This window comes from Flavobacterium sp. CF108 (assembly GCF_900129795.1).
Lineage (GTDB): Bacteria > Bacteroidota > Bacteroidia > Flavobacteriales > Flavobacteriaceae > Flavobacterium.
The window spans coordinates 11480-32138 of the sequence record NZ_FQWW01000008.1 but is presented as its reverse complement, the minus strand read 5'-3'; the positions used below and the strand labels follow the sequence as shown (position 1 = coordinate 32138).

General features: G+C 35.5%; 12 protein-coding genes. 11 read left to right on the top strand and 1 reads right to left on the bottom strand.

Annotation, left to right across the window (positions count from 1 at the left end; genetic code table 11):
* Positions 1-47: 47 nt before the first annotated feature.
* Positions 48-1076, bottom strand: coding sequence for a LacI family DNA-binding transcriptional regulator (locus BUE10_RS19825; RefSeq protein ID WP_073488185.1), 1029 nt, complete (start codon positions 1074-1076; stop codon positions 48-50).
* Between the two features lie 290 nt (positions 1077-1366).
* Between BUE10_RS19825 and BUE10_RS19820 the strand changes: the two genes are divergently transcribed.
* The 11 genes from BUE10_RS19820 to BUE10_RS19770 all read left to right on the top strand — a co-directional run.
* A complete protein-coding gene (locus BUE10_RS19820; RefSeq protein WP_073488182.1) occupies positions 1367-2797 on the top strand; it encodes a glycoside hydrolase family 28 protein in 1431 nt (476 codons plus the stop codon).
* Between the two features lie 42 nt (positions 2798-2839).
* Positions 2840-5944, top strand: a complete 3105-nt coding sequence (locus BUE10_RS19815; protein ID WP_073488180.1) for a SusC/RagA family TonB-linked outer membrane protein — start codon at positions 2840-2842, stop codon at positions 5942-5944.
* A 12-nt stretch (positions 5945-5956) separates the two neighbouring features.
* A complete protein-coding gene (locus tag BUE10_RS19810) occupies positions 5957-7630 on the top strand; it encodes a RagB/SusD family nutrient uptake outer membrane protein (RefSeq protein WP_073488177.1) in 1674 nt (557 codons plus the stop codon).
* Between the two features lie 103 nt (positions 7631-7733).
* The gene (locus BUE10_RS19805; RefSeq protein ID WP_073488174.1) at positions 7734-8669 is read left to right on the top strand and encodes an alpha/beta hydrolase; all 936 of its coding nucleotides are present in this window, start codon (positions 7734-7736) and stop codon (positions 8667-8669) included.
* Between the two features lie 11 nt (positions 8670-8680).
* Positions 8681-9646, top strand: coding sequence for a DUF4861 family protein (locus BUE10_RS19800; RefSeq protein WP_073488171.1), 966 nt, complete (start codon positions 8681-8683; stop codon positions 9644-9646).
* 473 nt (positions 9647-10119) lie between these two features.
* Entirely contained in the window at positions 10120-11340 is a 1221-nt protein-coding gene (locus BUE10_RS19795; RefSeq protein WP_073488169.1) for a glycoside hydrolase family 88/105 protein, read from the top strand.
* A 209-nt stretch (positions 11341-11549) separates the two neighbouring features.
* Positions 11550-13145, top strand: coding sequence for a glycoside hydrolase family 43 protein (locus BUE10_RS19790; protein WP_073488168.1), 1596 nt, complete (start codon positions 11550-11552; stop codon positions 13143-13145).
* Between the two features lie 248 nt (positions 13146-13393).
* On the top strand, positions 13394-15397 hold the full coding sequence (gene pelA, locus BUE10_RS19785) for a pectate lyase (RefSeq protein ID WP_073488165.1): 2004 nt from the start codon (positions 13394-13396) through the stop codon (positions 15395-15397).
* Between the two features lie 139 nt (positions 15398-15536).
* Positions 15537-16886 carry a glycoside hydrolase family 28 protein gene (locus tag BUE10_RS19780; RefSeq protein ID WP_073488134.1) on the top strand — a complete coding sequence of 450 codons (1350 nt, stop codon included), beginning with the start codon at positions 15537-15539 and terminating at the stop codon, positions 16884-16886.
* Between the two features lie 372 nt (positions 16887-17258).
* Entirely contained in the window at positions 17259-18002 is a 744-nt protein-coding gene (locus BUE10_RS19775) for a rhamnogalacturonan acetylesterase (protein ID WP_073488052.1), read from the top strand.
* Positions 18003-18382: 380 nt separating this feature from the next.
* On the top strand, positions 18383-20659 hold a 2277-nt coding region (locus tag BUE10_RS19770; protein ID WP_159439074.1), incomplete at its 3' end, for a collagen-like domain-containing protein.

Here is a 20659-nt window from a genome sequence, read left to right as displayed (position 1 = left end):
CAAACTTAAATTTACTTATACTTATATACTTATATGGTTAAAAAAAACTAAAAGGTGCTTCTTGACGAAGATTTACGGATGTGTAATTCTGGTGCGAGAACTACCTTTTTTTCGATTTTGATGGTTTCTGTTTTATCAACCTGCTCTAAGAAAACGCGCGCTGCCATTTTTCCCATTTCAAGCGGCGACTGATCTACAGAAGTAATTGATAATTCCATGAATTTAGTAAAAGGTTCATTACTGAAACCAGCCACACAAAACTCTTTCGGGATACTGATGTTTCTTTCTTTTAATTCCTGAATTGCGCCTAATGCAGCAAAATCACTTGCAGAAAATATAGCATCCGGCGGCGTTTCTAACTGCAACAGTTTATCAACGGCTTCTTTTCCGGCTTCAACCGCACTTTTTGTATAAATAACATATTCTTCTTTAAAATCAATTCCGTGATCTAATAAAGCTTGTTTGTAGCCTAAAAACCTGTTTTTAAAGATTTCCAGCGACTGATCTCCGGAGAAATGCGCAATTTTTCTGCAACCCTCATTAATTAAATGTTTGGTCGTTAAATAACCACCTCTAAAGTCGTTTATCGTTACAGAACTTACACCTTCAATATGTTTGCTTCTATCGAAGAAAATCAGCGGAACATTCTTTTGAAGAACATATTGAAACGCGCCGTCATTTTCGTCAGTTACATCGGTTACAGACATTAAAATTCCGTCAACCTGAGCATCAATTAAAGTATATAAATTTTCGTTTTCTCTCTTTTTGCTTTCATGTGTCTGGCAAATAATTACCTGATAACCATGAGGATGCAGTTCTTCTTCGATTCCCCTGATCACAGAGGCAAAAAAGTTACTGTCTATACGCGGTACAATCACGCCAATATTGTTACTACGGCCGCTTTTTAATGCTAAAGCAAGTTTGTTTTGCTTGTAGTTCATTGAGGCAGCGGTTTTAATAACCAACTCACGAGTGCTTTCTTTAATCTTCGGGTTGTTATTCAACGCTCTGGAAACAGTAGCTGCAGTGATATTTAATTTTTCGGCAATATCATAAATGGTTACTTTTTCGCTCATTAAAAAGGGTTTTTACAAGTTAAATTCTTAGACAAAAATACATTTTTTTTAGATAACCAAATATTTAATGTTATCGATTACCATAATGAATTACTACAACGTTTTTTATTTTACAATGATAATAAATTACAATTATTTTTGCATTAAATGTAATTATAATTCTTAATAAAAATTAAAAATACAATAAATTTCTAAATAAATTTGGTTGGATGGAACATATTTTCTATTTTCGTGTAATCGATTACATGATTATTCATGTTTTTTCAATGTTTACCTAAAATTCCACAAAAATGATTATAAACAGGATTATAGCGTATAAATCAATTGTTTTTGCCAGCATAATGGTTGTTTTGACTATATCCTGTGCTAAAAAAGTTGCAGCTGTTTCTGAATCTAATCCGTGGAAAAACATCGAATTGACCATAAAAAGTCTTCCTCAAACAAAATTTCAGGATAAAACCTATAATATAAACGATTTTGGAGCTGTTGCAGACGGCAAAACTTTAAACACTTTGGCCTTCGAAAAAGCCATTAAAACCTGCGTAGAAAATGGCGGTGGAAAAGTGATTGTTCCAAATGGGAAATACCTAACCGGAGCCATTCATTTAGAAAGCAATGTAAACCTGCATTTAGAAGATCAGGCAGAAATTCTTTTCAGCTTAAATCCAAAAGATTATCCTATTGCTCATACTTCGTGGGAAGGAACAGAAGTAATGAACTATTCTCCGCTTATTTATGCTAAAAACAAAACCAATGTTGCCGTTACCGGAAAAGGAACTTTAAACGGTCAGGCAGACAGCACCAATTGGTGGATTTGGTCTGGCGGAAAAGGATACGGCTGGAAAAAAGGAATTCCGTCTCAAAATGACCCAGCAAATCGGGAAGTTTTAGTTGATATGGCTGAGAAAAATATTCCCGTTTCAGAAAGAATTTTTGGAGACGGAAGATATCTCCGTCCCAACTTTATTGAGTTTTTTGAATGCAATACTGTTTTGGTAAAAGACATAACCGTTATCAATTCTCCTTTTTGGATTCTGCATCCCCTAAAAACCAACAACATTATTATTGACGGTGTAACGGTAAACAGCCACGGACCAAACAACGACGGCTGCGATCCTGAATATTCTCAAAATGTAATAATCAAAAACTGCACTTTCAACACGGGCGACGACTGCATCGCTATAAAAGCCGGGCGCGATGCCGACGGAAGAAGAGTAGCAATTCCGAGTAAAAATATCATTGTTCAAAATTGTAAAATGATCGACGGTCATGGCGGGGTTGTAATTGGGAGTGAAATTTCTGCCGGAGTAAATAATGTTTTTGTTGAGAATTGTGTAATGGACAGTCCAAACTTAGATCGTGCCATTCGCATCAAAACCAATTCAAAAAGAGGAGGCGTAATTGAAAATGTTTTTGTTCGAAACCTTGAAGTAGGAACCGTAAAAGAATGTGTTTTACTCGTAACCATGTTTTATAACGTGTACGGCTCGCAAACAGGAAATTTTATTCCAATAGTACGAAATATAAACCTTGAAAATATCACAGTAAAAAACGGCGGGAAATTCGGTGTTTTGGCAGAAGGTTATGCAGAATCTCCGGTAGAAAACATTACGCTTAAAAATGTAAAAATCGAAAAAGCAGACTCAGTCTATTCATTAAAAAATGTAAAGAACATCAATTTTATAAATACTTATATAAATGGAAAAAAAGTAAACAAATAAAAACTAGTAACAATAACATTTAACCAAACCACTAAACCACTTATGAAAATTAAACAACCATTAAAGAAAAAAACAAAATACAATCTGGTATTTTTATTTTTCCTGAATTTCCTCCTGTGCAATACCATAAACGCACAGTCTACAACAATAGAAGGGAAAATTACAGATGCAACAGGATTATCGCTGCCGGGCGTTAACATTCAGGAAAAAGGAACTAAAAACGGAACTTCGACAGATTTTGAAGGAAGTTTTAAAATAAACGTAACCAATAGCAAAGCGGTTTTAATAATAAGCTATTTAGGTTTTCAAACGCAGGAAGTAAGCGCAGCCGGAAAAACAACAATTAATGTAAGTCTTGCAGAACAATCAAACTCATTAAACGAAGTTGTAGTTGTGGGATACGGTTCTGTAAAGAAAACAGACCTTACAGGATCTGTAAGCACGATCAGCGCGGCAACTATTACCGAACGAAATACAACAAGCGCACTTGAAGCCATTCAGGGAAGTACGCCCGGAGTTACGATTTCGTCAACTTCAGGACGTTCGGGCGACGGATTTAAAGTGGTTATTAGAGGAAATAACTCTTTAGTAGGTTCATCTCCATTATATGTTGTAGACGGAGTTCCTGTTGATAATATTGACTTTTTAAACCCGCAGGATATTGCGAGAATGGACGTTTTAAAAGATGCTTCATCAGCAGCAATTTATGGCTCAAGAGGAGCCAGCGGTGTTATTATTGTTACAACAAAAAGCGGTGCCAACGTAAAATCTGGAATCAACGTAACTTTTGATTCTTCTTATGGAACAAAAACAGCGGCAAGATTACCAAAAATGATGAGCGGTGAAGAATGGTGGAAATTTCACCAGGTTGCTTACATGAGCGCAACTCCGGCAACTCAAACGCCTGCGCAGCTTGCAGCTTTGGCAGGAAATCAAAGCCCGTTATTAGTTAAAAGAGCTAACAGCGGTTACAATTTTGACTGGGCAGATGCAGTTCTAAAAACGGGAATGACACAAAACAATTACTTAAATGTTACAGGCCGTTCAGATTCTGGGTTGAGCTACAATTTAGGATTCGGGATTCAAAGTGATGAAGGACTTATCGATAATGACGGAACAGATAAATACTCTTTCAAATTAGGATTAAATCATAAAATAAACGACAAATTTACGACTGGTGCAAACGTTACCATTGCTCGTGTTGACACACAATTAGGAAGTGATTTAGCAATGCAGGATGCTTTTAGACTTAGCCCATTAATGTCGCCGTGGGCAGTTGATGCTGATGGAAATGAAAGAGTAGGAACTTTATTTTTCCTTCCGGGAAAATTAACTTATCCTGATGGTTCTTGGGCAATTAATAAAACCAGTGCAGTAAACCCGTTAATGGAAATTGCCAATTCATCTCAGACAGAAAAAACATGGCAGACTGTTGGAAATGTTTTCTTTCAATACCAAGCTTTAAAATGGCTTTCGTTTAAAACTACTTTTTCTGCCGGAATAGAAAATACCGTTACAAGTGCTGCATATGGCGCACAGTCAAATGCCGGAGTTACCTTAAACGGAAAAAATTCGGCATCAATAAAAAACTTCAACAATTTCAATTATACTTGGGACAATCAAGTTGACTTGAAACATACTTTTGCTGAAGTTCATGATTTCAGCGTTTTATTATTGCAGAGTTTGTATTCAAATGTTGATGAAACTTCGTATTTATATTCTAATAATCAGCCTTTTAATACGGGGTCAAATAATATGGGATCTGGAGTTCAAACCAGTTATAATATCAGTTCTGGATATCAAAAAAATACGTTAAGCTCTTATGCCGTTCGTTTAAACTATACATTTAAAGACAAATATTTATTGACTGCTTCTTCAAGATGGGACGGTTCATCTGTTTTATCAGAAGGTAATAAATGGCAGAGTTTCCCTTCTGTAGCTTTAGGATGGAAAATCAGCAAGGAATCTTTCTTGGCAAACAGTAATGTAATTTCAGACTTAAAACTTCGTGCAAGTTTAGGTTATACAGGAAACGACAACGTAGCGCCTTATACTTCTCAGGCTTTATTAAATCAGCAGACTTTTTATGCAAACGGAGCCAATGTAGTTTCGGGCTGGCAGTCAGAAAACTTGGCAAATCAGGATTTAACCTGGGAAAAAACACGAGAACTAAACTTAGGTCTTGATTTCGGTTTCTTAAAAAACAGAATTTCAGGAAGTGTTGACGTTTACGACAGATTATCAGATAAATTAATCTACAAACAGCAATTGCCTGCAGAAAGCGGATGGAAAAATACTTTTGCAAACGTTGGTTCTGTAAGCAATAAAGGTATCGAGGTTTTATTAACCACAAAAAACATCAAAAGCGAAAATGTAAATTGGGAAACGACTTTTACATTCACTAAAAACGTAAACAAATTAGAGTCAATTTACAATCAGGACAAGGTTAGTGATATTGGAAATAAATTAATTCTGGGTTCAGAATTAAATCCTAATTACAACTACGTTTACGATGGTGTTTGGCAGGAAAGCGAAGCAGCGCGTGCAGCATCTTACGGACAAGCTCCGGGGCAGGCAAGGCCAAAAGATTTAAATGGCGACGGTAAATTTAATCAGGATGACAGAACGGTTATTGGAAACGCAAATCCGGATTGGCAGGGAAGTTTATATTCTAAACTGACGGTTGGTAATTTTGATTTCAATTTTTCAGTTTTGACAAGTCAGGGACAAACGGTTTTAAGTACTTTTCACCAAAACTTTGCCGATGTAAGTGACAGAGGACGTCAAAAACTGGCAATGGATTATTTTATTCCAACAAACGGAGCCGGAATTCAGGCTAATGCCAATAACACAAATCCAAGACCGGGGCCGGTTGCAACTGGTGCAGGAGCTTACTGGACTTCTTTATTTGGGTACTACAGAGATGTTTCTTATGTAAAAATCAAAAATATATCTTTAGGATACACATTAAATTCAGAACTATTGAAAAGACTTAAAATCAGTAATTTGAGAATTTATGTAAATGTTTTAGATCCATTTGTATTTACAGATTTTGATGGATATGATCCAGAATGGGCCGCTTCTCCTTTTGGGGTAAATCGTCCGGCATCTGTAACAACGCAATTAGGATTAAGTGTTAAATTTTAATAAAGATATCAAATGAAAAAAATAATAATAATATTAGGAATTGCTGCCATGGTTTTAAATTCATGCAGTAATTATATAGAAGAAGAAAGTCTTTCGAATGTTCCTGCCGATGCCACTTATAAAACCGCATCAGGATATCAGTTATTGATTAATACCAATTATGCATGGCTTAAAAGCATTTATGGAGGAAACCCTTGGTTATTTGAATCAGGGACTGATATGTATGCCGAAGGAAGAACGCCGGAACCTGCAGGTTTAAGTCAGTATACACTTTTAATACCTTCTTCAGACAATGTTGCAGATTTGTATACGCCTTGTTATCAATTAATTCAATCTGTAAATAAAGCGGTTTATTATTCGGCAATAACAGAGCAAACGGCTAATTTGAACACTTTAGTAGGCGAAGCTAAATTTTTGAGAGCACAAGCTTATTTCTTGTTGGTTCAGACTTATGGTGGCGTTCCAATTGTAAATGAAAATATTACAACACCGGTTTTATCTTTTCACAGAAATACGGCAGAAGAAGTATATACACAGATTATTTCAGATTTAGATACAGCTTTGGCAAGCGTAGGAACAAACTCTTACAGCACAACCGGAAAAGTAAACAAAAGAGCGGTAAATGATTTATTAGCAAAAGTATATTTAACGAGAGGATATGAAACTTTTGGCAAAGCCGATGATTTTGCAAAAGCAGCAGCTTACGCAGATGCAGCAATTGGCGGACAAACTTTGGCACTTGCTTTCGATCAGTTATTTAAACCCGGAAACGATTTAAATGCAGAAACTATTTTCTCTGTACAATATGATAAAGCTTCAACAAGTACAGACCCAACAAAATTGGGTAATAACCAGTTTTACTATTTCAGTTCGTATTTAGGCGGAGCAGAAACGGGTGCGCCTTTAAGAAGTTATAATTTATGTCCAACTGATTACGCTTTAGGTCTTTATGAAAAAGGAGATAAAAGATGGGAAGGAACTTTTATGACCGAAATCTTAGAAGGACCTGAAACTACAAACGGGGTTACAAAAAATGTGTTGTATTATCCATATTACAGAAGCACAAATCCGGCTTCATTAAAAGTGAGACATTTTTACGAACCAAAATGGTTTACACCTGCAGACAGAACAGCTTGGGAAACAGCAAATGCAGCTAGAAAATCGGCAACGTTTGTGTACCATCCCTGGGGTGAATATTCTGCGGCGCATACTTTAATTAAAAATTTAGACTGTTATACAATTCCGGTTAAGAAGTTTGATGATCCGGATCCTACAACGCCTTCAAGTACAGGGCCTGTAAGTACAAGAGATATTATTGTTTCAAGATTGGGAGAAACGTATTTAATTGCTGCCGAAGCCTATTTGAAAGCCGGACAGCCGGGAACAGGTTTAGACCGTTTAAACGAAGTGAGAAGAAGAGCTGGAGTTGCCAATGCGACAGTGGGAGAATTCAACATCGATTATATTTTAGATGAAAGAGGTAGAGAATTGTTAGGAGAATATAAGCGTTGGTTTGATTTAAAACGTACGGGAACATTAGTTGCAAGAGCATCGGCTCATAATTATAAAATTAAGGCTGCTAATTTTGTTGGTGTTGGCGGACAGCTTAAAATTTTAAGACCAATTCCGCAAGTGGCATTGGATTTAAACCAAAATAAAGATTTTCCTCAGAATCCTGGTTATTAGTAATTTGTTAGTTTTTTGAGACTATTTGTTTTTTTGAAGAAGTTAAAGAGGAGTTTGACCCAAGTGTCGAACTCCTTTCTGACTAAAAAGTAAAAGGATTGTAATGCGAAAAATAATATTGATTTTATTCTTGCTTTCGGGTGCGATAAACGCACAGCAGACTTACCCTGTCGACACGTCGTACACGGTAAAAAGCACGTATGCTAAATTGATAAAAAAGTATCCGTCAATTACAATTCCGGTTATAGAAAAGCATAAAAATCTGATTCAAAATAAGGATATAATTTACTTTAAAGAGAACGAAAGAGCTTTACATTTTGATGCTTTTGTTTACAACACAAAAAAGCAAAATCCTGCCGTTATTATGATTCATGGCGGAGGCTGGAGATCTGGAAATAAAACTCAGATGAACGCTTTGGCAGAAGAAATTGCTTCTTACGGTTATTCCTGTTTTACAATAGAATACAGATTATCACTCGAAGCAAAATATCCATATGGAGTTTATGATGTAAAAAATGCAATTAAATTTATAAAAGATAATGCAGCGAAATTCAAAGTAGATCCAGACAAAATTGCAATTTTAGGCTGTTCTTCGGGCGGGCAAATGGCAGCTTTGATTGGTACAACAAATGAAAATCCAACTTTTGAAGATGCTTCAAATCAAAGTAAATCATCCTCAAAAGTAAATGCAATTATTGATATAGACGGTGTTTTGGCATTCAGGCATCCGGAATCTTCAGAAGGAGAAATGGCATCGTTTTGGCTCGGAGGCTCATATGAAGAAAAACAGGAGAATTGGAAAAATGCTTCGGCTTTAAGCCATACTGATAAAAAGACACCGCCAACATTGTTTATAAACAGCAGTATTGCCAGGTTTCATGCCGGGAGAGATGATATGATAAAGATTTTAAATCAGTATAAAATTTACAATGAAGTTCAAACACTGGAAAACTCACCGCATTCTTTTTGGTTTTTTGAACCTTGGTTTTATAAAACAACCAATTTCACAGTCCAATTTCTAAATAAGATATTCAAATAATTTACCATAAAATGAAAACAAAAATTACAGCCGCAGCTTTATTCTTAATTGGTTTTACATCAGTTAATGCTCAAAAATATGATATTAAAACGGCTAAAACGTATGCTGAAATTTCAGCAAAAACAGACGGACATTGGGAGGGACGCAAATACATTGGCGGAACGACTTTTAATAATGTCGACCGACTAAAACTGGCACCGGAACATACAGATCATTCTTTTGATATTCGTTACGAAGGCCCGGGCTGGGAAAATAACAGAATTGGTTACCGTTTGTACTTAGACTGGAGAAATGCAATTGATATTTTCGGAAAGAAAACACCGGCTATCATTTTACCAAAAGTCGGACAGGATAATTTTGATTCCTATCATGAAATGAGCGATTGGGGAGCTGATATTCTAAAAGCCGGAAAAGCAATCGGAATTGGGTCTATCGATCGTTATTTAAACAATGAAAAACTACATTTCCGCGAAGTAGATTCTACGATTGCAACGGTTGTAAATAAAGATAACGAATCGGGCGTAAAAGTGAATTATTACGGATGGAAAACAGCTTCTGATAAAATTGATTTTACTTCAATTTTAGCCATAAAACCAGATCAGCTTTACACAAAACATACGATTCAGGCATCTAAAGAAATTAAAGGAATCTGTACGGGAATTGTAAAACAAAAGAATACAGAATTGCTTAAAAAAGAAAGCAAAAACAAAAAATGGGCTTATATAGCAACATATGGCACACAATCTTTGGTTCCGGACAAATTAGGACTGGGTATTTTTTATGAAGTAAACACAATCGAAAATATCGCCGATACAGATTTAGATTATTTATTAGTTTTTAAACCAACAACAAAAGCAAATTCTTTTTATCTTTTAGGTGCTTGGGAACAAGAACAAAACGGAATAAAATCGCAGGAAGATTTTGTGAAATATTTAGATGCACAATTAGAAGTTTTGAATAAGAAAGGGAAGATGTAGATTGTTTTTGCCACAGATTATAAGGATTAAAAAGATTTTTGAAATTAAAAATTAAAGATTAAAAATCTGCGTGATCTGCTGCCCGAGCGATAGTGAACAGGCGAAGCAAATCTGCGTGAGAATAATTTAACACATAGAAAACATAGTTTTTATTGTGTTTTAAAGAGTATAAAAAGAAGCATGCTTCTTACACATAGCATACTATGTTTGTTAATGCAAGTGAAACGCCTTTTATTAAGTTCAATCCCGATAGCTATTGGGACTATGTGTTTAAAAATAAGCATAGAATAATCCAAATAATCCATTTAATCTGTGGCAAAAAATAAATGTTTGGAATCAGTTTATGAACATATAAATATTATGCAAAGAGTAAATCAAAAAATAACAGTTCGACAGCTTTGGCACCATTTTTATTAAGTGTAGTCGAATTGAATAAATAAAAGAGAAAGAGTAGAATTTAAATATATTTTGAAATGAAAAATACTAGGAGACAAAGTTTTATGTCAGTTTTATTAGTTTGCGCAATAGCTTTAACAAGCTGTAACGCAATTTCGCAGGAACCAGCAAAAAAAGAAATTATTATTTCTAAAGACATGAAATGGTCAGATAAAATGGCTTTAACCTTAATGAAACGTCACCCAGAAAGTTATATGCTCGACGATTCTAAAAAGCCAAAATGGGATTATGTTCATGCCTTAGTTTTACATTCCATTGAAGAATTGTACAAGAAAAATCCAGATCCGCGTTACAAAGCTTACATAAGAGGATATGTAGATGAATTAGTTCAGGAAGACGGAAGCATTAAAACCTACGAATTTGACAAATACAATATCGATTTAGTTGTTCCCGGACGTTTACTTTTTGATATTTATGCAGAATCAAAACAGGATAAATATTTAAAAGCGATGCAGTTAGTTCGCAAGCAACTAGCAGAACAGCCTCGTACGGCAAGCGGTGGATTTTGGCACAAACAAATTTATCCTAACCAAATGTGGTTAGACGGTTTGTATATGGGAGAACCATTTTATGCACAATACACAGCAACATTTGAAAACGGAAAAAGTTTTGACGATATCGCAAAACAATTTGAGTTGATTCAGCTTCATGCAACCGATCCAAAAACAGGATTATTATACCACGGCTGGGACGAAAGCAAAGCAATGCCTTGGGCAAATAAAGAAACAGGAAATTCTCCAAACTTTTGGTCCAGAGCTTTAGGATGGTATGTAATGGCTCTAGTTGATGTTCTGGATTATATGCCAAAAGAGCATCCAAAAAGAGCAGAGTTAATAAAGTATTTAAATAATGTTTCTGCAGCTTTAGCTAAATATCAGGATAAATCTGGATTATGGTATCAGGTTACAGATAAAGGCGGAGAAAAAGGAAATTATTTAGAAGCTTCGGGATCAGCAATGTTTGCTTATGCTTTTGCAAAAGGAGCAAACAAAGGATATTTACCGGCAAAATATAAAAAACTGGCCAATAAAGCTTTTGACGGATTGACTAAAATCTTAATTAAAAAAGTAGACGAAGACGGCGGTATCACATTAACAAACTGCTGTCAGGTTGCAGGTTTAGGAGGAAACCCGTATCGTGATGGTTCTTATGAATATTATGTAAACGAAAAGAAAAAAGATAATGATCCTAAAGCGACCGGACCTTTTATTTTGGCTGCTTTGGAGTTAAACAGATAGAAGTTAATTATTAATTGTTAATTGTGAGTTATGAGTTATTAGTGAATAGTAATTAGTAAATAGTGAAGACGCCCAGCTTTGTCTTGCTGAGCGAAGTCGAAGCATCGCAAAGAAACTCCTCAAAGAAACTCCAATTGCAAATCAAGATAGAAACCCGACAGGTTTTTAAAACCTGTCGGGTTTAACTAAAAAAGTTAATCATTATAAAAATGAAAAATATAAAAATCATTTTCCTTCTCCTTTCCGTTTTTTCTTTTGAGAAAAATTCGGCACAAGTCTGGACACCGGATAATGGAGACGGAACTTACACCAATCCGATCATTCATGCTGATTACTCAGATCCTGATGTTGTTAGGGTTGGGGATGATTTTTATATGACAGCATCGTCTTTTAATTGTACTCCGGGGCTTCCGATTCTGCATTCTAAAGATTTGGTAAACTGGAAAATTTTAAGTTATGCACTGCCAAAACAGCCGCCATTTGAAACGTATGATAAAGTACAGCACGGAAACGGAGTTTGGGCGCCAAGTATTACCTATCATAACAACGAATTTTATATATATTACCCAGATCCTGATTTCGGAATTTACATGATAAAAGCTAAAAAAACCGAAGGCCCTTGGTCAGAACCTCTTTTAGTAAAAGCCGGAAAAGGGTTGATTGATCCAAGTCCGCTTTGGGATGATGACGGAAAAGTGTATTTAGCACATGCCTTTGCAGGAAGCCGCGCGCAGATTAAAAGTTTATTGGTAGTCTGCACGATGAATGCAGAAGGAACAATTGCTAATAATGATGAGGTTATGGTGATTGACGGACATGAAAGTGAAAGCACAATTGAAGGTCCAAAATTCTACAAACGAAACAATTACTATTACATTTTTGCACCTGCTGGCGGCGTTCCTACGGGCTGGCAGACGATTTTACGATCTAAAAATGTTTTTGGGCCTTATGAAAAGAAAAAAGTTTTAGAGCAGGGATCAACCCAAATAAACGGTCCGCATCAGGGCGCTTGGGTACAGACACAAACGGGTGAAGACTGGTTTATTCATTTTCAGGATAAAGGCGCTTATGGAAGAATTGTGCATTTACAGCCTATGAAATGGGAAAACGACTGGCCGGTTATGGGACAGGATTTTGATAAAAACGGAATAGGCGAACCAGTTGCAACATTTAAAAAACCAAATGTTGGCAAAAAATATCCAATTGAAAATCCGGTAACTTCAGATGAATTTAATGAACCAAAATTAGGTTTGCAATGGCAGTGGCAGGCCAATTCGCAAGTCAATTGGGGATTTCCTACCAGTATGGGATATCTGAATTTGTTTTGCGTAACAACAATTAAAGACAATAAGATATTTGATGCGCCAAATTTACTGCTTCAAAAGTTTCCTGCCGAAGAATTCTCGGCGACAGCCAAAATAACGTTCAATACAAGATTATATGGAGAATCGACCGGACTAATTATCATGGGATTAGATTACAGTTATTTGTGTTTTAAAAATGTAGAAGGAAAATTATATTTAAATCAAAAAACGGGAACATTCAATAAAACCGTTTCAGAAACAGAAACAAAACCTATTTTAATTTCTAACAATACTATTTATCTAAGGGTTAAAATTAAGAAAGGCGGGGTGTGCAGTTTCTTTTACAGTTTAGATGATAAAAACTATCAGGCAATAGGAACTGACTTTATTTCGAAAGAAGGAAAATGGATTGGAGCCAAGATTGGACTTTTTGCTTTAGGCGAAAAAATAACAAACGATTCAGGAAATACTGCTGTCGATTGGTTTAGAATTACAAAATGAAAAAGCATCAAATTCTAAAAAAATAATTTTTTAGGCGAAAAAATGACCTCAATAAATGAGATATAATAAAAGATTTTAAAAAATTAATATCGCAATACATTTGAATATAAATTAACGGCTAAAAATAGTGTTTAAATGTTTTTTCTTACAAAAACGTTAAGTTTTAAATTTTTTTAATGTAAAAATTAAGTTTTTGATTTCGTTGAAGTGAAAAAAAAATACAGATAATTATCGTAAAAGAAAATAAAATGATTCAGTTAAAAAAAATAATACTGCTTTTTATTGTTGGTTTTAGTTTTGCAGTTAAGGCTCAAAATACAAATAAAAACTGGCCGGATATTATTCGTAAAAATGATGCGTCCTGGTTTGGAACAGAAGAAGCAAAAAAGATTGCCGAAAATGTTTTGCTTTATCAAAGAGGTATTGGCGGCTGGCCAAAGAACATTCAAATGCAGAATGAGCTGACTTCTTCGCAGAAAAAAGAATTACTTGAAATAAAGAAAACCACAAAAGAAACCACGACAGACAATGGAGCAACTACTCAGGAAATGCTTTTTATGTCTAAAATGTATGCGCAGGTTAAAGACGAACGCTATAAAGAATCCTTTTTAAAAGGCTTAAATTATTTACTGGAAGCACAATATGCAAACGGCGGCTGGCCTCAGTTTTATCCCTTAAAAAAAGGATATTACACCCATATAACATATAATGACGATTCGATGGTTCGTATTTTAAATGTGATGAAAGAAGTTGCTGAAGAAACTGATTTTTACAGCATTAAACCATCAAAAGAAATCGCGGCCAAAACTAAAACAGCTTTTAATAAAGGCATAGACTGTATTATAAAAACACAATACAAACAAAACGGGGTTTTAACGGCTTGGTGTGCGCAGCATGATGAAGTTACTTTACTTCCGGCAAAAGCCAGAGCGTATGAACTTCCTTCGCTTAGCGGAAAAGAATCGGCTAAAATTGTTTTACTTTTAATGTCCATTCAAAAACCTTCTTCAGAAATAATTACTGCTGTAAAAAGTGCCAATATCTGGTTTGAAAAAACAAAAATTACCAATCTGGAAGAGAAACGTGTTTTAAATGATGCCGGAAAAATTATCGACAAAAAGATGATTTCGGTTCAAAATGCGTCGCCAATCTGGGCAAGATTTATGGAGCTCGACAACAACGAACCTTTCTTTAGCGATCGTGATGGAATTAAAAAGAAAGCATTAGATGAAATAGGCGCAGAACGAAGAAATGGTTATGCCTGGTATACAGACGAACCAAAAGAAGTTTTGAAAAAATACGATTCGTGGGCAGTTAAAAATGGAATAAAAGTTTCGGAAACAGCATCAGAGAAAAAAAAAGCTAACTTTTTAACTGTTGCTCAGGACGGTTCCGGAGACTTTACAAAAATACAAGATGCCATTTGTGCAAGTCCGTCTTTTCCATATGAAAAAGTGACCATTTTTATAAAAAACGGAACCTATAAAGAAAAGCTTAGAATTCCGGAATGGAATAACAATTTGATTTTATTGGGTGAAAGTAAAGAAAACACGATCATTACTTTTGATGACAATTTTTCGAAGATCAATTTAGGGCGCAACAGCACTTTTTATACTTCAACCCTTTTAGTTGAAGGAGACGATTTTTCGGCATCAAATTTAACCATTCAAAATGCTTCCGGAGATAAAGGTCAGGCGATTGCACTATCAGTCGTAAGCAATCGGGCTAAAATTTCAAACTGTATTATTTTAGGAAATCAGGACACCCTTTATTTATCAGGAAAAAATGCCAAACAATATTTTAAAGATTGTTATATTGAGGGAACAACTGATTTTATTTTTGGAGGCGCAACCGCATTGTTCGAAAACTGCGTCATTCACAGTATTAAAAGTTCCTACGTAACAGCCGCTTCAACTCCTCAAGGTACTGCATACGGTTTTGTTTTTAAGAATTGTAAACTAACAGCAGAACCTTCTGCTAATGCCGTTTATTTAGGAAGACCATGGCGTATTTATGCCAAAACAGTTTACATAAACTGCGAATTAGGAAAACATATTAAACCCGAAGGCTGGGAAAACTGGTCAAAACCAGATGCAGAAAAAAACGCCTTTTATGCCGAATACAATAACAACGGAGAAGGATTTCAGCCAGCCAAAAGAGTAACATGGTCACATCAGCTCACAAAATCAGAAGCAGATCAATATTCGATAGAAAATATTCTAAAAGATACTGTACCGAATTGGTATTTTTAATTAAGGTTCAGAGGTACAAAGGAGCAAAGAAGCAAAGTCCGTACGAACGAAAATGTTAAGTATTAGAACCAACCTTTGAACCTCTGAGCCTTTGCTCCTTTGTACCTTAAAATCTAAGAACCTCAGAACCTTAAAAAAAATGAAATATCTTATCCTCTTATTAATCAGTTTCACCACTTTTGCCCAGAATAATGATTTTCCAACAGCAAAAATCGATTCGATAATAAACAGAATCCAGCTTCCTGTTTTTCCTTCTTATCAGATAAATATCTTAAAATTAGGAGCAAAAGGAGATTCAATCACAAACAATAAAGCTGTTTTTGATAAAGCGATGGCATTATGCAAAAAGAATAATGGCGGAACTGTTATTGTCCCAAAAGGAATTTACAAAATAAACGGGCCAATTCATTTTGTAAGCAACGTAAACCTGAAAATAGAAAAAGGAGCAAAAATCAAATTTAGTGACAATCCGCAGGATTATCTTCCAATGGTTTTAACAAGCTGGGAAGGAACCATGCTGTACAATTACAGCCCGCTTATATATGCCAATGAATGTGTCAATATTGCCATAACAGGAGAAGGAACAATTGATGGAGAAGGAGGAAAAGTATGGAAAAGCTTTAAAGCAAAAGAAGGTTCAGGGAAAGATTTAAACCGCGATATGAACCACAATAATATTCCGTTGAAAGACAGAAAATTTGGAGAAGGTTATTTCCTGCGTCCGCAGATGATTCAGTTTTTGAATTGCAAAAATATTTTGGTAGAAAATGTGAGAATTGAAAATTCGCCGTTTTGGTGTCTGCATCTTTTAAAATCGCAAAGTATTACCATTCGAGGTATCAGCTATAAATCATTAAATCATAATAATGACGGAATAGATACTGAATATGCTAAAGATGTTTTAATAGAAAATGTAACCTTTAATAATGGCGATGATAACGTTGCCATAAAAGCAGGCAGAGATCATGAAGGGAGGGCCAATACGGCAACGCCAAGCGAAAATATAATAATTAGAAACTGTAATTTTAAAGGGCTTCACGGCGTAGTGATTGGCAGCGAAATGTCGGCCGGAGTCCAAAATATTTTTGTAGAAAATTGTAAAACCACCGGATACTTAAAAAGAGGAATTTATCTAAAAACAAATGCAGATAGAGGCGGTTTTATCAAAAATATTTTTGTTCGAAATATCCAATTAGATCAGGTTGAAGATTGTATTTATATTACAGCCAATTATCATGGCGAAGGAAAAGGATATCAATCGGATATATCTAACATTTCATTCTCAAATATTATATGCAATAAAGCATCAGAATCCGGAATTGTAATTCAGGGTTTCCCCGATAAAAAAATCAAAAACATTTCATTAAAAAATATAGAAATTAAAGAAGCAAAAAACGCCCTCTCAAACGAAAATGCAGACAACGTTTTGATGACAGACGTTTTTATAGGACAGAGAGCAACTGTGCCAACGGCGGTTTCGAAACCATAATTTTTTAGGTTCAGAGGTACAAAGTCGCAGAGGAACAAAGATTTTTGTAGAGATGCACAGCATGCGTCTATTTTAGGTGCAAAGTTACAGAGGTTCAAAGGAACAAAGGTTTTCTGTAGAGACGCACAGCAGTGCGTCTACTTTGGGTTGATAGGCGTAAAAAGTAAATACTAATCTTGTTCTTTTTTGAGGGACAAAGGTGCAAAGGTGCAAAGACGCAAAGATTTTCCGTAGAGATGCACAGCAGTGCGTCTACGCAAAGAACATCCGTAAAGACATGTCTTCCTGAGCGTAGTCGAAGGACTTTCGTACTGTAAAAGGTCTTCGACTACGCTCAGACTGACAATTGTAATAAAAAATAAAAGAATAAAAATGAAAAAACACATCTTAATATTATTACTAATTTCCTCAGTTTGTTTTGCACAAAAAACAACTATATATACTATAGGCGACTCAACAATGGCAAATAAAAAAGACCCAGAACGAAACCCTGAGCATGGCTGGGCACAGGTTTTGCAGCCTTTTTTTAAAGACGATATAGTAGTGGTAAACAAAGCTGTAAACGGAAGAAGCACAAAAAGTTTCATCAACGAAAAACGCTGGGATTCAATTTATAAAAAACTAAAGAAAGGAGATTATGTCTTTATACAATTTGGGCATAACGATGAAAAAATAGAAGATTCTACCCGTTATACAAACCCGCATACGTTATATAGATATAACTTAATTCGTTTTGTAAAAGAAAGCAGGGAAAAAGGAGCAATCCCTATTTTGTTAACGTCAATTGCCCGACGTAACTTTAATGAAAAAGGAGTACTAGTTCCTACCCATGGCGATTATCCTTTAGAAACCCGTTTAGTGGCGCAGGAATACAAAGTACCTTTTATCGATTTAGAATATTATACTGAAGTATTAGAACAATCTTACGGCCCGGAAAAATCAAAACAGCTGCATTTGCATTTTAAAGCAGGAGAAAAAGCCTATTATGATAAAGATAAGGCAGATGATACACATCTTTCTTTAGTAGGTGCCAAAACAATAGCTCAAATAGTTATAAATCAAATTAAAATTTCAGAGGATAAATCTTTTGAAAACCTCAAAAAAGGAATTAAATAATAGAATTACAATTCATAAAAAAAATGCCATAATTTAGATAGATACTTACTCTTTATATATGAGTATAAAGAGTAGAATAGCGGTAAGAGAGAAAATGTAAGTTTTCTCTCTTTTTTTTTGTAATTTTATAAATCAATTAGCTGTTTATTAAGTATTTAGTTTGTTTCTGTCTAACGCCATTACTTGTATCTGCCTTTTTAAATATAGGAATTCTTCCCTATAAAATACTCTCTATTTTCATATATACCTTAATCTATAAGTTTAAAAACTTTTACGGGCAAAAATAAATTGATTTTCAAGAGAACTTTGCACCTTCAAATCTAGATGTTTGAATTTTAAAGACTTAAGAAAATAATTAAACACATAATAATTAAAAGGTTATGAAAAATAGATTACTCCCTTTATTTGTTGTTTTGGCTACCTTCTCGGCCCGTTCGCAGGTTGGTATTGGAACTAAGACGCCAAATGCATCAGCTCAATTAGAGATCACGACCACAGACAAAGCAGATGAAATTTACGGTGGTAGTAACAGAGGTATTTTAATACCTAGGGTTAGTTTAACAAGTACACTTATTTATGCGCCAATTGTAGGTAATAAGACTGAAAGTTTACTGGTTTTCAATACTAAAACAACTGGAGATGTTACACCAGGTTACTATTTCTGGCTTAATAACAAGTGGAATAGATTAGCAGTTTCTGGTGAAGCAGGTTCTGGAACAGGAAAAGATGGAAAAGTTGGTCTTAAGGAGGGTACAGTGCCTCCTGGGGTAAAAGGAACATCAACTTATCCTGGTGATGATATTAATATTTATACTGATACTACGTCAGGAATTGTTTATGTTCAGACATCAACTGGAACTTGGACACCAATTAATGGTAAAGATGGAAAAGAAGGGATAATTGGTGGAACAGGAGCGCCAGGTACATCTGGAGCTGCTGGAATAAACAAAGACAGTACATTTTATATTGATACTAAAACAGGAACTGTTTATATTCTAACACCTGGTACAGATCCATTAGATCCTAAAAACTGGGTTCCAATCAATGGAAAAAACGGTATTGATGGTAAAAATGGAATGAATGGAGGAAACGGAGTACCAGGAACACCTGGAACGCCTGGTTTAGATGCTACAATCCAAATGTATATTGATTATACAACAGGTATTGTATATGTAAGAGATCCAAAAGATAATACAAAATGGGTTCCGTTAAATGGAAAAGACGGAGCAGCCGGAAACAACGGAAAAGACGGTATGATTGGTGGTAAAGGAGCGCCAGGTACACCTGGGGCTGCCGGAATAAACAAAGATAGTACAATTTATATTGATACTGAAACAGGTACAGTTTATATTCTAACACCTGGTACAGATCCTAAAGATCCTAAAAACTGGGTTCCAATCAATGGTAAAAACGGTATTGATGGTAAAAATGGAATGAATGGAGGTAACGGAGCGCCTGGAACACCTGGAGCGCCTGGTTTAGATGCTACGATTCAAATGTATATTGATTATACAACAGGAATTGTATATGTAAGAGATCCAAAAGATAATACAAAATGGGTTCCATTAAACGGTAAAAATGGAATTGATGGCAAAAATGGTATAGCTGGAGGAAATGGAGCTCCGGGTACAACTGGAGCGCCTGGCTTAGATGGTACAATTCAAATGTATATTGATTATACAACTGGAATTGTATATGTAAGAGATCCAAAAGATAATACCAAATGGGTTCCATTAAACGGTAAAAATGGTATTGATGGTAAAAATGGTATAGCTGGAGGTAAAGGAGTACCAGGAGCAACAGGGACACCTGCTCTAGATTCTACTATCCAAATGTATATTGATTACAATACAGGAATTATTTATGTAAGAGATCCAAAAAATCCTGATCAATGGATTCCTACAGCTGTAAAAGGGGAAAAAGGTGATAAAGGAGATGCTGGAGCATCAGCATATGATATATGGAAAGGACAGGACGGTAATAATGGAAAAACATTAACAGAATTCTTAGCAGGATTAAAAGGAGCTACAGGAGCAAGCGGAGCAGACGGAAAATCATTCACATATACTGACTTTACAAAAGAACAGTTAGACGGCTTAAAAGGAGCAACTGGAGCTACAGGAGCAAAAGGGGATACATTCACTTTTGCAGACTTAACACCGGATCAGATAGCAGCCTTAAAAGGAGCTACCGGAGCAACAGGAGCGTCATTCACATTTGACAAGTTCACAAAAGAACAGTTAGACGGATTAAAAGGAGCAACTGGAGCTACAGGGGCAAAAGGGGACACATTCACTTTTGCAGACTTAACACCAGATCAGATAGCAGCCTTAAAAGGAGCTACCGGAGCAACAGGAGCGTCATTCACATTTGACAAGTTCACAAAAGAACAGTTAGACGGCTTAAAAGGAGCAACTGGAGCTACAGGGGCAAAAGGGGACACATTCACTTTTGCAGACTTAACACCAGATCAGATAGCAGCGTTAAAAGGAGCAACGGGAGCAACTGGAGCATCATTCACATTTGACAAGTTCACACAAGAACAGTTAGACGGATTAAAAGGAGCAACGGGAGCAACAGGAGCAGCCTTCACATTTGACAAGTTCACACAAGAGCAGTTAGACGGATTAAAAGGAGCAACGGGAGCAACAGGAGCG